Genomic DNA, 13,344 nt, shown 5'->3' on the forward strand with positions numbered 1-13,344 from the left:
CGACCATCTTACATGGTCTCCCCGACCCCGCAAATGCTTTCTGCTCTTTTTTGAATGTTTTTTCACTCTTCAGGGGTTGCCGGGGTCTTCCGGGCTGTGGGCGACCCACCCCTCCTCATGCGCCTCCAGGCCTTATGGATACTTGGTTCCAGCGTATCGAAGTTGGTTATTCCTGGCATTGCATAATTGGTTACGCCAGTCCAGGGTGCTGCGATTCTTTACCGCACTTTAAGTTGGCGCGTTTTGCGCCAGACGAGCCATCCCACAATGTTGATTAGGGCAAGCGCGGCGCACAGCTGCACCAGTGTCTTCACCAGGCTGTCCTTGCCGATGCCGCTGCCCACCAGACTGAGGGCAATGTTCAGCGGCAGGTAGCCCAGCAAAGTGCCCAACAAAAAGGTGCGATGCCTCACCGTTGTCACGCCCAACAAAACATTGAGTACAAGTCCTGGGAGCATCAGCTGCCTGACCCAGAACACCCGGAGCCAGGAAGGACGCTCCAGCAACGGTGACAGCCAGGACCACTGCGAGACCCGGCTGAGCACAGCGCGACGTCCACCCCGGCGGGCGACCAGAAAGGCGCCGTAGGATCCCAAGGTGGAGCCAAGGAGGGAAAGTGTGAGTCCCTCAGCAAAGCCAAAGATGAGCCCGGCGGCGCCACAAAGGGCGAGGCGGGGGATGCCAACCATGACACTGATGGTGACCACGAGTCCAAAACCGAGATGGGCCACCCAGCCGAGCTGATCCACATAACCCTTCCAGGTTTGCACATTCGTGATCCAACCGCGCAGCGGGGTGAAGTGGGAGATGAGCATGAAGGCGGCGACGCCGAGGACGAGGACGAGGATCTTCCGGTTCTCCTTCTGCCAGGACTTGCCGGCTTCCTCGCCAAGACGTGTCTCTTCCGATGCTGGTGGGAGTGTGGTGAGTTCGGGATGCGCGTCTTCCGTGTCAGGCTTGGACATGGAAGTACCTCTGACTGCCGTCGCCGCTTTCTCAACCCGGGTTCCGTGTATTTTCAGTCATCTATATAGAAAGGCTGATATTTAACCGTCGCGAGTGGTGGCTCGGGATCTGTCGATTCGTTTCGAGCTCGAAGCTTCGGCTCTAAAATGAGCTTCCCTTCGGACGTATGTTTTTGGTAGCCTCTTCAGTCTATCCACCATGAACACGCCACTTCCTTCACGCCGTCGGTTTCTTCAACAAAGCAGCCAGGCTCTGGCCGCTGGCTTGCTCGGCTCCAGCTTCGCTGAGGAGGGCGGTGCGAAGATGCCTGCCTCCGAGACGCTGGTGCAGCAGCTCTATGGAAGTCTCGATGAGGGTCAGCGCTCTGCCATCTGCCTGCCATGGGAGGATCCGCTGCGCCTGAAGGTGGACAACAACTGGCACATCCGCCCGAAACGGCTGCGTGATGTGCTGAAGCCAGACCAGCAGGACATCGTGCGGCAGATCTTCGATAAGCTGCACAGCGATGAGTACAAGAAGGAGGTCTGGCGCCAGTTCGATCACGACAACCAGGGCGACGGTGGTTTCGCGAGCGCTTCTGTGGCCATCTTTGGCACTCCGGGCAGCGGCAAGTTTGAGTTCGTGCTGACCGGCCGTCACTGCACACGCCGTTGCGATGGTGACAGCGAAGCGGGCACGGCTTTTGGCGGTCCCATCTTCTACGGTCACGCGGCGAAGAGCTTCAATGAGAAGCCAGACCATGAGGGCAACGCCTATTGGTTCCAGGCAAAACGGGCGAACGAACTCTTCCAAGCCCTGGACGGCAAGCAGCGTGAACTCGCGCTTTGTGACACAAGTCGTGACGAAGAGGGCAATGATACGGTGAAGCTCACCGGCAAGACCCGAGGCCTGGATGGCATTCCGGTGGCGGACCTGACGGCTGATCAGAAAGGTCTGGTCCGTGGCGTGCTGAAGGATCTTCTGGCGCCCTTCCGTGCGGAGGACGCGACGGAGTCCATGAAGTACATCGAGGCAGGTGGCTTCGACAATCTGCACCTCGCCTATTATAAGAACCAGGATCTCGGCAAGGACAGCGTCTGGGATGTCTGGCAGGTCGAAGGGCCGAACATGGTATGGTTCTTCCGTGGTGAGCCGCATGTGCACTGCTGGGCGCACATCAAGCAGACGGCGTGATTTCCTTCTTGGTAGAGTGACCTCTCGTTCACCGAGAGGTCGACCCTGAAACTTCCGCGTCCACAGCTCATCTCTCGGAGAGAGATGGCTACTTTGCTGGCGCCTGATCGTAGGCGAATGGGTCTACTATATATAGAGAGAGCCTCACTTCTTTCCCTCATCCAGGAAGTCGAGGGCCTTCTCGAGCCACTCTTTGGCGGGGGCGCCGTGGCCTTGGCCGGGGATGTCGAAGAGTTTGACGTGCTTGAACTCGTTCGCCTGGAAGCCCTGCTCGTAGATGGCCTTGGTGTTGTCCTGGTTGAAGTCCTTGTCGCCAGTCACCAGCACGATGCGTGATTCCGTCTGCGCCTGAGTAGCAATCTCGGGGTGCGGGATATAACGGGCCTCATACATGGTACCGTCCCTGCCCTTCGTGGGGAAAAAGAAATTCACGCCCATGAAGCAGACTGCGCCGCTAAACATGTCCGCATAGGCCACGGCCAGCATGGAGGCCACGCGGGAGCCGCCGGAGTGGCCGCTGACATAGACGCGGGCGGGGTCGATGTCGTAGAGCTGGCGCATCTGGTCGTTCGCAGTGATGGCGAGCTGCATACGGCTGAAGACCTCACGGTTATTCCCCCCCTTCAGGGCTCCGACAAAGATGAGTTTGTGATCGGCCAGCACTTTTTCCCAGTCCGCTGGCAGGGCGCACTTATCATTGGGGCTGATCCAGATGAAGAGGCCATGAGGGGTTCCTTTCTTGTAGGACTTTGGAATCAGAACCTCATAGCCTTCCTTGGCCAGGTCCAGGGCCCCGGGTGCCTCCACAGAGCGAAGCCGCATTTTGAGCTGATCCGCCCCGGCCATGGGAGTGCCCTCTTTAAAGGAGACAGGAGCTCGCTCACCTGGTTTGATCTTGGCGTCGGCGCCCGCGGGCTGGGCGGTAGCAGCGGCGGTCAGGGCCAGGCAGATCGGCAAAAGGGCGAAGAGTTTCATGTGGGAGGGGTATCGAAGCGGCTGCGTAGGCGTGTGTCGATGGTGTTCCTATCGCAACGGTCACAAAAGGGGCGGCTTTGAACTTTTCACTGGCATGCCAGTAAGATTCCAGTGGCATTTCGCGTTTTGACTCCAGTTCCAGCGCTTCTCATTCCCTTTTTAAAAGACCATGGCCTCCATTCTTGATCCTGTTTCACCCCCAATCTCCCCTTCCCGGCTGCAATCCAGGGCTTATCAGGAACTGAAACGGCTGATTGTGTCCGGCGAGTTTCCTCCGGGGACCTTTCTCTCCGAGCGCCAGCTCGCGCAGCAGCTCTCGATGAGCAAGACGCCGGTGCATGTGGCTCTGGAACGCTTGGAGGCGGAAGGCTTCGTCACCATCTCCGCCCAGCAGGGTATCGTGGTCCGCGGCATGTCGCTGGATGACATTTTGGATCATTATGAGCTGCGTGAAGCGCTGGAGTCCTGGGTGGTGCGCCGCCTGGCAGGCAAGCTGAGCGCGGAACAATGCCAGGCGCTGGAGACCAATCTGGCGGGCCAGCACCAGGCCCTGGCTGAAAATGATCTCCGCCAGCTCATACTCCTGGATGAGCAGATGCATTTCCTGCTCTGCAGCTACCTGAACAACCGCGAAATCATCGCCACCATGGAGCGTCTGCGGGACAAGGTGCACCAGGTGATTCTGCGTGTGACGGACACCGACCGCACGCGCCCTCTCGAAAGCACGAACGAGCATGTGGCGATCATTCAGGCTGTCATTGCCGGCGATGGCGACCGCGCCGCGCAGCTCATGATCGACCACCTTGAGGCTGGCAAGCACCGGATCCTGAACCCTGAGCGCTTTGCCCGCTGATGCGCCGCTGGTTTCCAGTTCTGCCTCTGATCACGCTGTCCATCGCGACAGCGGAGACACCTGACTTTGTTCGCGATGTGCGGCCGATCTTTGAAGCGCATTGCCTGAAGTGCCATGGACCCGAGGAGCAAAATGGCAGCCTGCGCTATGATCAAAAGGCCGCCGTGTTTAGCCAAGCTGACTCGGGCAAGCATACCGTGGTCGCAGGCCAGCCGGAGCAAAGCGAGCTCCTGAAGCGGATCACCTCATCACATAAAGACGAGCAGATGCCGCCGAAAGGCAGCCGCTTGAGCGCAGCGGAGATCGAAACCCTCCGCCAATGGATCGTGGGTGGCGCACCATGGCCGGAAAGCGCATCGCCTGTCGCTCAAACCAAGCCCACGAGCACTCATTGGGCTTTCCAACCTCTTCGCGAGCATCCTTTGCCAGCCGTGAAGGATGCTTCGTGGGCCCGAAACCCTATCGACCACTTCATTCAGGCCAAGCGAGAAGGCGTAGGGCTGACGGTATCTCCCGATGCATCGCCGCAAACCTTGATGCGCCGGCTGGCTTATGACCTCACAGGCCTGCCGCCCAAGGTCGAAGAGCTGTCCGAGCAATCAGACATCCCCTCCTACATCGAGAAGCTGCTTTCCTCTCGTGCCTATGGCGAGCGCTGGGGCCGGCACTGGATGGACTGGGTGCGCTATGCGGACACCGCGGGGGACAATTCAGACTATCCCATTCCGCAGGCTTATCTGTACCGGAACTACATCATCCAGTCACTCAATGATGATGTGCCCTATGACCGCTTCATCACGGAGCAGCTCGCCGGTGATCTGCTGCCTTCCTCATCGCAGGAGCAGCGCAACCGCCAAGTCATCGCCACCGGTTATCTCGCCATGGCACGGCGCTTTGGCTCATTGGTGGAGCGCTACCCCTGGCATCTGACGATTGAGGACACCATCGACAACCTCGGACGCACGGTCATGGGCCTAACTCTAAGTTGTGCACGCTGTCATGATCACAAATTCGATCCCGTCTCCGCCCGCGACTACTACGGCATCTATGGCATCTTCGCGAGCACTCGCTATCCCCAGCCCGGTCTCGAGCTCTTCCAAACCCAGCACAATTTCGTGCCACTGATCCCCGAGCATGAACGGGCGGAGAAGATGAAGCCTTTTGAAAAGGACACGACCAAGCTCACTGCGGATCTGGAGAAGATCCTGGCCGAATGCGAGACCAAGAAGCTCGACAACGCCGCGCGTGACCGCACCGCCACGCTCGACGAACAGCGCCAGATGAAGGACGAGCTCGACCGAATGCTGCGTCGTGCGCGTGATGTGGGTGAGAGGCTCGCCGATCATCTCAAGAAAACCCCCGTGTTGCCTGCCGCTTATGCCGTGAGGGATGACAAACCTGTCAGTGCCCGCATTCAGATGAAGGGCGAGCCTGATCGCCTCGGCGCTGAGGTGCCGCGCAAGTTTATCGATGTTCTTGGCGGCCAGCTTTTACCGGCGGAAGCTCAGAAGGGCAGTGGCCGTCTCGAGCTCGCTCATTGGGTCACCAGCTCGCGGAATCCGCTCACCGCCCGAGTGATTGTGAATCGTGTGTGGCAGCGCCATTTCGGACGAGGCCTCGTCTCCAGCACCAATGACTTCGGCCTGCGGGGCGAGAGGCCCACGCATCCCGAGTTGCTCGACTGGCTCGCGCTCGACTTCATCCAGCACGGCTGGTCCTTGAAGCATCTGCATCGCCGCATCGTCAGCTCGCGCACCTATCAAATGGCGTCAGATGCGATGCCTGATTCTGCAAACGGCGATGCTTCGGAGCAGCTTGAGAAAGCGCAAGCCATCGATCCAGCGAATGCGCACTACTGGAAGTTCAACCGCCAGCGCCTCGATGCTGAATCTCTGCGTGACACACTGCTCGTCATCAGCGGCGCCTTGGATCCCAAGCCGCAGACCGAGCCCTATCCCATTCCGCCAAGCAAAGAGTGGACCTACACCCAGCATCACCCATTCAAAGAGGACTATCCGAGCAACAAGCGCAGTGTCTATCTCATGACCAAGCGCCTCACCGCGAAGCCCTATCTGCAAACCTTCGATGGCGCGGATCCCAATGTCTGCACCGGCACACGCGATAGCTCTGTCACCGCTCTGCAAGCACTCTACTTTGTGAATGACACCTTCCTGCATGATCAGGCGGAACTCTTCGCGAAGAAGCTCGTGCAGCAGTCCAGTGATGGCTCCCAACGTCTCGATCAAGCCTTCCGCTCCACACTGGCAAGGTCTCCGACCACCGATGAGAGCGCTCTGATGCTCCAGCATCTTCAATCCGTGCGCGGCAAATCGAAAGACGACACCGCCGCCTGGGCCAGCCTCACCCGCAGTCTCTTCCGGGTAAATGAGTTCATGTATCTCGACTGACACCTTTCCATTTCCCCATGAATCTCACCCGTCGCTCCCTCATCGCCCGCAGCTCGCTGCTCATGCCGGGATTGCTTTCCGAGTTGATGGCTGCGGAGGATCCGCTCGCGGCACATCGCTCGCACACGAAGGCCAAGGCGAAGCGCATGATCATGATCTATGCGACCGGCGGTGTCTCGCACATCGACACCTTTGATCCGAAGCCGATGGCGAAAGGGCGCGATGGCACAGGCAAGGAGCGCCTCATGGGCAATCTCTTTGGTTCCGAGCCGAACAAAAATTGCGGAGCCGAGGTGAGCGGCATCTTCCCGCATGTGCGCGGTGTCATGGATGACATCTGCCTCATCCGCGGCATGAAGGCCTCCCACTTTGATCATAGCGAGGCCACGCTGGGCATGCACACAGGATCGCCCACTTTTGCGCGGCCCAGCATGGGCTCGTGGATCAGCTACGGCCTTGGCACCTTCAATCAGAACCTGCCAAGCTTCATCGTCATCTGCCCGCACCTGCCCTATGGCGGCACGCAGGTTTATGGCAGCGACTTCCTGCCTGCCTGCCACCAGGGCACACGCGTGATTCCTGGTGACACACCGATCGCCAATTTGCGCACGCCATCGTCTTCCAAGGATCTTCAACCCATGGAGCTGGATCTGGTGAGCAAGCTGAACCAAAAGCATTTCAGAGAGCGCCCGCATGACACGGCCCTCGCCGCGCGCATCAAGTCTTTCGAAACCGCCTTCCAGATGCAGCAGGCGGCTCCGGAAGCCTTTGATATCTCCCAGGAGCCCGAGCACATCCGCAAGCTCTATGGTCTGGATCGTAAACTCAAAGGTGCGGGCGCGGACTTCGGCTGGCAATGCCTGGTGGCACGTCGTCTCGCGGAGCGCGGGGTGCGCTTCATCGAGCTCATCGATACCGGCTCACGACCCAACTGGGATTCTCACGGTGAGATGAACGAGCATGCGGATCTCGCCCGCAATGTGGACCAACCGACAGCAGCGCTGCTGATTGATCTCAAGCAACGCGGCATGCTGGATGACACCATCATCTTCTGGGCCACGGAGTTTGGCCGCACACCGACTCGTGAAGGCAAGAACGGTCGCGGCCATCATCGTGACTGCTTCAGTGTGTGGCTCGCCGGTGGTGGCTTCAAGCCCGGCCACGTCCACGGCAAGACGGATGACATTGGCAAGTACACCATCGAGAACCCCGTGGAGGTTCATGATCTGCACGCCACCATCCTCCACCAGCTCGGCATGGACCATGAGAAGCTCACCTTCCGCCATGCGGGCCGTGATTTCCGTCTCACGGACGTGCATGGGCGAATCGTGACTGACTTGCTGGTGTAGCCTGACCTCGGAGAAATCCGGGCCTCTCAGTGCGTTGGTTGAATCATGCGATTTCTCCCTGCCTTCCTCGCGCTGCTCCCGCTCGCCGTCTCCGCGCAGCTTCCCACGGCCAAGCCCATCCCGCGTGTGCAGGCGGTGCCGATGCCGCATCACATCACCTCTTTTCAGCTCGATGGCCGCGAGCTGACGGCCATGCACTTTGATCCGCAGGACATGCGGCCTTTCTGGCATCCGATCCATGCTTCCAAGGATGTGAGTCTCACACGCATGGGGCACCCGCATGATCCGCTGACCCACAGTCATCACAACAGTGTCTGGATCACCCACAACACGGTGAACGATCTCGACTTCTGGGGCGACTACGCGAAGAAGCAGGGCCGCATCATCAATGTGGAAGTCTCCCGCGAAGGCTATGAGGACACGGACGAGTTCGCCTCCATGCGCATGGTGAACCACTGGATCAGCGAGGCGGACAAAAGCATCCAGCTCATCGAGGTACGCCGCACGGAGATCCGTCCCATCGAAGGAGCGAAGAGCTGGTTCATGATCGTGGACCTCGAGTTCACCCCCCCGAAGGGCAAGATCACCACCTTTGGCGCCACCGGCTTCGGCTTGATGGCCGTGCGCGTGGCGAAGAGCATTGGCGTGCATGATGGCGGAGGCCGCATCCTGAACTCCGAAGGCCTCGTCAATGAAGAGCCGATGTTCCGCAAACCCGCCCGCTGGTGTGACTACAGCGGCCGCATCACCAATGATGCGGACGGCTTCGGCGGCATCACGCTCATGAACCATCCCATGAACCCGCATAACCCCACCGCCTTTCATGTGCGCAATGACGGCTGGATGGGTGCCTGCCTGAGCCTGGATACCCCGGTCGAGGTCACCGAGGAGAAGAAGCTCCGCGTCCGCTACGGCCTCTGGGTGCATGATGGCGTCAGCAGCCTGGAGCAGAGCGAGGCGCACTGGAAAAGGTTCACCGAGCTGCCCGTGGTGGATTTGAACCCGCCGAAGAAGAAGTAGTCTACTTCCCTCCTGGCAAGCCTGCGGAGATTCGGGCAGACTTCGCTTCCCCCATTCTCATGCATCTGCGCTGGCTTCTCACGACCTTTCTCTTTCTGCTGCCTGCGGCACACGGGCAGATCGTGGTCAGCGGGAAGACCTTTGTCCGCTCTCCGAACGAAACCGGCAGCCGTGGCGAGTGGGTGGTCTATGAAAAGAATGCGCCTCATGATGATGCCAACCGCCGCTGGCTGACCCAGAAGGTGCTGGTGGAGCTATCCGGGGCCTCCTTGCAAAGCCTGCGCCAGCTTCCGGAAGTGGCCCAGGCGGAGCAACGTGGACGTTATGCGGTGGTGACTCTGACGGGAGATGCAGGCATCGCCATTTCAGGCGCGAAGAAGCTGCGCCGTGTGCCAGGTGTGAGCTCTGCAGAACCTATGCTGGCCCGGCAGCTTCATGCGAAGCTGATTCCCGACGATCCCTTCTTTGCCTACAATGCCACCAACGGGGGTTATCAGTGGCATCTGCGAAACACCGGTCAGAATGGCGGAGTCAGCGGCGTGGATCTTCAGGTCACCAATGTCTGGGACACCTGGCTCGGTCGTGGCATCCGCATCGGCATCCTGGATGACGGACTGCAGACAACACACCCTGACCTAACCACGAATGCGGACACGGTGAATGATCGCGACTTCAATGATCTCGATGATGATCCCTCACCCACCTCCAGCGATCCTCACGGCACCTCCTGCGCCGGCTTGGCTGCGGCCAGAGGTAACAATGGTCTCGGTGGCAGTGGTGTCGCGCCAGAGGCGCAGCTCGTGGGAATGCGCTTGATCGCTGGCCCCACCACGGATGCGGACGAGGCGGATGCCTTTGCCTGGCACAATGACATCATCCAGGTCAAGAGCAGCAGCTGGGGTCCGTTTGACTCTGCCTTTGGTGCCTATGGGCCGGGACCTCTGAGCCAGGCCGCTTTGGTCGATGCCACAACGAATGGTCGCGGCGGCCGAGGCACGGTCTTCCTCTGGGCTGGTGGCAATGGCGGGGCCAATGGCGATGACTCGAACTATGATGGCTGGTCAGCCTCGCCCTATGCCATCGCGGTGGGTGCGGTGGGCGATGATGGTGAATCCGTGTGGTATGGCGAGCCAGGAGCGAACCTGCTGGTCTGCGCTCCTTCCAATGGCGGCTCGCAAAGCATTACCACGACGGACCTGATAGGGGCCAGCGGCTATGCCAGCACGGAATACAACCACACCTTCGGTGGCACGTCCGCAGCCACGCCTGCCGTGGCCGGTGTGGTGGCGCTGATGCTGGAGGCCAATCCCAATCTCGGCTACCGCGATGTGCAGGAGATCCTCATGCGCACTGCGGTGAAGAATGATGAGAACGATGGCGGCTGGGCCAGAAATGGTGCGGGCTTTAGTTTCCATCTCAACTATGGTGCAGGTCTGGTGAGCGCACAGGCCGCAGTGAATCTGGCCACCAGCTGGACGAATCTTCCTGCGGTGCAAACACGTACGCAGAGTGCCAGCGCGCTCCATCTGGATATCCCTGATGGCGGCAGTGCCGGTCTCACGCAGAGTTTCACGGTGTCTTCCGGAGACAACCTCCGCCTGGAACATGTGACCGTGAAAGTGAAGGCCACGCATCCGTATCGCGGCCAGCTCGAGTGGTGGCTGGTCTCTCCCAGTGGCATGCGCTCAAGACTCGCCAGGGCCAGAACCAATGACACCGGCGCGGATCTCGACTGGACCTTCATGAGCACTCAGTTCTGGGGAGAGCGCTCCGAGGGCACGTGGAAGGTGCAGGTCTATGACACGGATCTCGCCGAGGCTGGCACACTGGAGGAAGCCGCGATCACTTTCTATGGCACGCCGGTGACCACGCCGCTGCCAGCACCGGTCATCACGTCGAACCTCATCGTCGTGGGTCGTGAAGGCGCGGTGATGGATCACCAAATCACGGCTTCCAACTTCGCGACTGGGTTTTTCTACTTCGGTTCGCTACCTGCGGGTGTGACCATGAGCACCAGCGGTCACTTCAGTGGCATGCCGACGGAGACCGGCCCCTTTTATCTGACCATGCTGGCCTCGAACAGCACGGGCACCTCCTTTGAAAACATGGTGGTGTACATCCTGCCCGCGGACCCGGCGCTTTCAGCGGCGGTGGAGCAGCCGGAGACGCTTCAGATCGTTCCTTTTGGTTATGGGAACTGGTTCAGCCAGACGGCGGTCACTCATGATGGTGTGGACGCTGCGCAGAGTGACCCCATCGATCATGAGGAGTATGCTGTCATGGAATTCACGGTGACTGGACCCACGCGCCTGTCCTATCACTGGAGGGTGTCCTCCGAGCAGGGCTATGATTATCTTGTGCTAACCGTCGACGGTTATGTGAAGGCCTTCATCACCGGTGAGGTGGACTGGACCCAGGTGACTCAGGACATCGGTCCGGGTGATCACAACGTGGACATCTATTACTTGAAGGACGAAGCCACCGTGGCCGGCCAGGATGCAGGCTGGGTGGACGAGCTGACGCTGACACCCATCACCTCCGCGCCGGTGGTGACGGGTGGGACCATTCATGCCTATGAAGACACGCTTTTGAAATACCAGATGAAGGCCACGAATGCCCCCACCGCCTACAGCGCCACGGGACTGCCAGCCGGCCTAACGATATCTCCGACCACGGGGCTCATCTATGGCACCACGAATGTGACCGGGATTCATGCAGTGACACTTCAGGCAGAGAATCCGTTTGGCATGGGCACAGCCACACTCAGCCTGGAAGTCGGCAGCACTTCTCAAGGACTCGCTGCCGCACTGGATGCACCTTCCCAGAGCATTCAATCAACGGGCACTCTTGGCTGGCGTCCGCAGAGCCTTTACTCGTCTGATGGCATTGATGCGGCGCGCAGCGGTGCGATTCAAGACATGCAGGACAGCCGCATGAGCACGCAAATCTCCGGTCCGGCGAAGATCGCCTTCACCTGGGGCATTTCTTCCGAGGCGGACTACGACTACCTGCGCTTCCACATCGACGGCATCCAGCAGGAGGCCATCAGTGGTGAGGTAGGCTGGACGAAGAAGACGTTCACCGTTCCCGAGGGTGTGCACACGCTGCAGTGGTCCTACATCAAGGACGAGTTCGTCCGCGGTGGACTGGACTCCGGCTTCGTCGACCAGCTCGGTGTGTATGGCGATGCGGATCAGGATGGTTTCTGGTCGGATGAGGAGATGGCCTTTGGCACCAGCGATCTTGATCCCGGCCTGCTGCCACGCGTCTCCATCGTTCCCTCGGGCGCAAACACGGTCATCACCTTCCCTTCCGTGGCCGGTCGTGCCTACCAGGTTCAATACAGCACGGATCTGCAAACTTGGACAACGGTCAATGTCACAGCCACCAGTAGCAGCACGACATGGACGGATTCCAATGTCACCGGACAGGCCCGGCGCTTCTACAGGGTGTCACTGCCCTAGTTCATACCTTGTTATAAAGAACGTTAGGCGCGCTTATCACAGCTATGCATCTCTAACCGCCGCTCTTAACATGAGAGGCATACGAGGGCAATGCTGACCTCTGGGCTCTTGCGTTAGTCCTTCCTCTTGCGGTGGCTCTTTATGAACACCGCGAGAGAAAGGAGTAACGCAAGAGACAGAAACCTTGACCGAAGACTCTGAGGATCACGCGCTGGCATGCACACCAGCGCTTCAGGATCTATGCCTCTCAGATCCGCACCATGTCCTTCACCATCTGGAACCAGAGGAAGAAGCAGCCGCGCCAGGAGTAGCGGAACTCACCGTCACCAATGAGCTCGATGAGGCCGACGTTGATGTTGTGGTCGATCTGCGCGCTCATGTCGCGCTCGATGTAGGCGGGAAGCTGCTCGGCTTCCACCCCCGCAAAATCCTCGTCCTTCAGGTTCAGGCCGGTGAGATAATCAGCGTGCGAGTTCAGCAGCTCGTCCATCGATTCCGCATGATGGAACCGGTTCAGATGCTGCCGCGGTGGCGGTTGCATCGTCGGCGGGAAAGGATAGTTCGTGGTCGTGTAAGTCGCGCCGTCTTGGGTCCGTGAGGTCACGCTCACATAGGAGAAGATAAAACCCTCCTGTTGCGCCATGCCGATGGCGGCCTGCGCCTTGCGGCGCGGATGATAAAACAGGCGCATAAAGTGGTCTGTGTCACTCCACTTCCAGCCGGTGTCTTCCACGCGCTCAAAGCCGTGGTTCTCGATCTCTTCCGTGACTTCCGAAAGCTCCGGAAACAGGTCTGTGGAAGGCGGGAAGCGACCCTTGATCTCGCTCTTCACCGGGAAGCGCAGATGCCGCACATGCACCACGATCTCCACCCAGGGCAGCATGAACCACAGGGCGATGCCGCAGGCTCCTGCGGCATGGCTGCCGGTCAGGAAATAACCCAGCATGTAGGAGGCCGCCAGAAGGGCCAGCCAGCCCACCTTGCGCAGGTAACGGTTGTTGAACGTCCGGCATGCGAACGCGAACACCACCGTGGCGGCAAGGTAAAGAAACTGCTGAAGATCCATTGTCTGAGGGCTAACACCTTATCATACGAAAGCCCGCCTCCAAGTCCACGAAAGGTTTGCAGTGCTTAAC

The 13,344-nt window shown here is 59.5% G+C and carries 9 protein-coding genes; 6 read left to right on the plus strand and 3 right to left on the minus strand.

Translation table 11 applies throughout. The features are described from left to right. Window positions 1–218 precede the first annotated feature (218 nt). Window positions 219–965, minus strand: a complete 747-nt coding sequence (locus tag BGE01nite_RS00005; RefSeq protein WP_146848204.1) for a TVP38/TMEM64 family protein — start codon at window positions 963–965, stop codon at window positions 219–221. A gap of 199 nt (window positions 966–1,164) precedes the next feature. On the opposite strand from BGE01nite_RS00005, the gene BGE01nite_RS00010 reads away from it, so the two are divergent. After that, complete coding sequence (locus BGE01nite_RS00010) at window positions 1,165–2,139, plus strand: DUF3500 domain-containing protein (RefSeq protein WP_146848205.1); 975 nt, start codon at window positions 1,165–1,167, stop codon at window positions 2,137–2,139. A 144-nt stretch (window positions 2,140–2,283) separates the two neighbouring features. On the opposite strand, the gene BGE01nite_RS00015 is transcribed toward BGE01nite_RS00010, so the two are convergent. Continuing rightward, complete coding sequence (locus BGE01nite_RS00015) at window positions 2,284–3,114, minus strand: dienelactone hydrolase family protein (RefSeq protein ID WP_146848206.1); 831 nt, start codon at window positions 3,112–3,114, stop codon at window positions 2,284–2,286. Window positions 3,115–3,283: 169 nt separating this feature from the next. On the opposite strand from BGE01nite_RS00015, the gene BGE01nite_RS00020 reads away from it, so the two are divergent. Genes BGE01nite_RS00020 through BGE01nite_RS29670 form a run of 5 tightly spaced genes read left to right on the plus strand, consistent with a single transcriptional unit; the run spans window position 3,284 to window position 12,208 of the window. Further along, window positions 3,284–3,967 (plus strand): GntR family transcriptional regulator, encoded by a 684-nt coding sequence (locus BGE01nite_RS00020; protein ID WP_146848207.1) that lies wholly within the window; start codon window positions 3,284–3,286, stop codon window positions 3,965–3,967. Beyond that, window positions 3,967–6,375 carry a PSD1 and planctomycete cytochrome C domain-containing protein gene (locus tag BGE01nite_RS00025; protein WP_146848208.1) on the plus strand — a complete coding sequence of 803 codons (2,409 nt, stop codon included), beginning with the start codon at window positions 3,967–3,969 and terminating at the stop codon, window positions 6,373–6,375. Before BGE01nite_RS00020 ends, BGE01nite_RS00025 begins: the two co-directional genes overlap by 1 nt. A gap of 17 nt (window positions 6,376–6,392) precedes the next feature. Next, window positions 6,393–7,724, plus strand: a complete 1,332-nt coding sequence (locus tag BGE01nite_RS00030) for a DUF1501 domain-containing protein (protein ID WP_146848209.1) — start codon at window positions 6,393–6,395, stop codon at window positions 7,722–7,724. Window positions 7,725–7,769: 45 nt separating this feature from the next. Continuing rightward, a complete protein-coding gene (locus BGE01nite_RS00035; RefSeq protein ID WP_146848210.1) occupies window positions 7,770–8,744 on the plus strand; it encodes a DUF6807 domain-containing protein in 975 nt (324 codons plus the stop codon). Between the two features lie 59 nt (window positions 8,745–8,803). Beyond that, window positions 8,804–12,208, plus strand: a complete 3,405-nt coding sequence (locus BGE01nite_RS29670; RefSeq protein ID WP_146848211.1) for a S8 family serine peptidase — start codon at window positions 8,804–8,806, stop codon at window positions 12,206–12,208. Window positions 12,209–12,455: 247 nt separating this feature from the next. On the opposite strand, the gene BGE01nite_RS00045 is transcribed toward BGE01nite_RS29670, so the two are convergent. Further along, window positions 12,456–13,274 (minus strand): hypothetical protein, encoded by an 819-nt coding sequence (locus tag BGE01nite_RS00045; protein WP_146848212.1) that lies wholly within the window; start codon window positions 13,272–13,274, stop codon window positions 12,456–12,458. Window positions 13,275–13,344: the final 70 nt, after the last annotated feature.

It is taken from the genome of Prosthecobacter gellanilyticus, from assembly GCF_007992435.1.
Classification (GTDB): domain Bacteria; phylum Verrucomicrobiota; class Verrucomicrobiia; order Verrucomicrobiales; family Verrucomicrobiaceae; genus Prosthecobacter; species Prosthecobacter gellanilyticus.

Coding starts and splice junctions, on each gene's coding strand:
- BGE01nite_RS00005 (WP_146848204.1), bottom strand. CDS start 965: ATGTCCAAGCCTGACACGGAAGACGCGCATCCCGAACTCACCACACTC.
- BGE01nite_RS00010 (WP_146848205.1), top strand. CDS start 1,165: ATGAACACGCCACTTCCTTCACGCCGTCGGTTTCTTCAACAAAGCAGC.
- BGE01nite_RS00015 (WP_146848206.1), bottom strand. CDS start 3,114: ATGAAACTCTTCGCCCTTTTGCCGATCTGCCTGGCCCTGACCGCCGCT.
- BGE01nite_RS00020 (WP_146848207.1), top strand. CDS start 3,284: ATGGCCTCCATTCTTGATCCTGTTTCACCCCCAATCTCCCCTTCCCGG.
- BGE01nite_RS00025 (WP_146848208.1), top strand. CDS start 3,967: ATGCGCCGCTGGTTTCCAGTTCTGCCTCTGATCACGCTGTCCATCGCG.
- BGE01nite_RS00030 (WP_146848209.1), top strand. CDS start 6,393: ATGAATCTCACCCGTCGCTCCCTCATCGCCCGCAGCTCGCTGCTCATG.
- BGE01nite_RS00035 (WP_146848210.1), top strand. CDS start 7,770: ATGCGATTTCTCCCTGCCTTCCTCGCGCTGCTCCCGCTCGCCGTCTCC.
- BGE01nite_RS29670 (WP_146848211.1), top strand. CDS start 8,804: ATGCATCTGCGCTGGCTTCTCACGACCTTTCTCTTTCTGCTGCCTGCG.
- BGE01nite_RS00045 (WP_146848212.1), bottom strand. CDS start 13,274: ATGGATCTTCAGCAGTTTCTTTACCTTGCCGCCACGGTGGTGTTCGCG.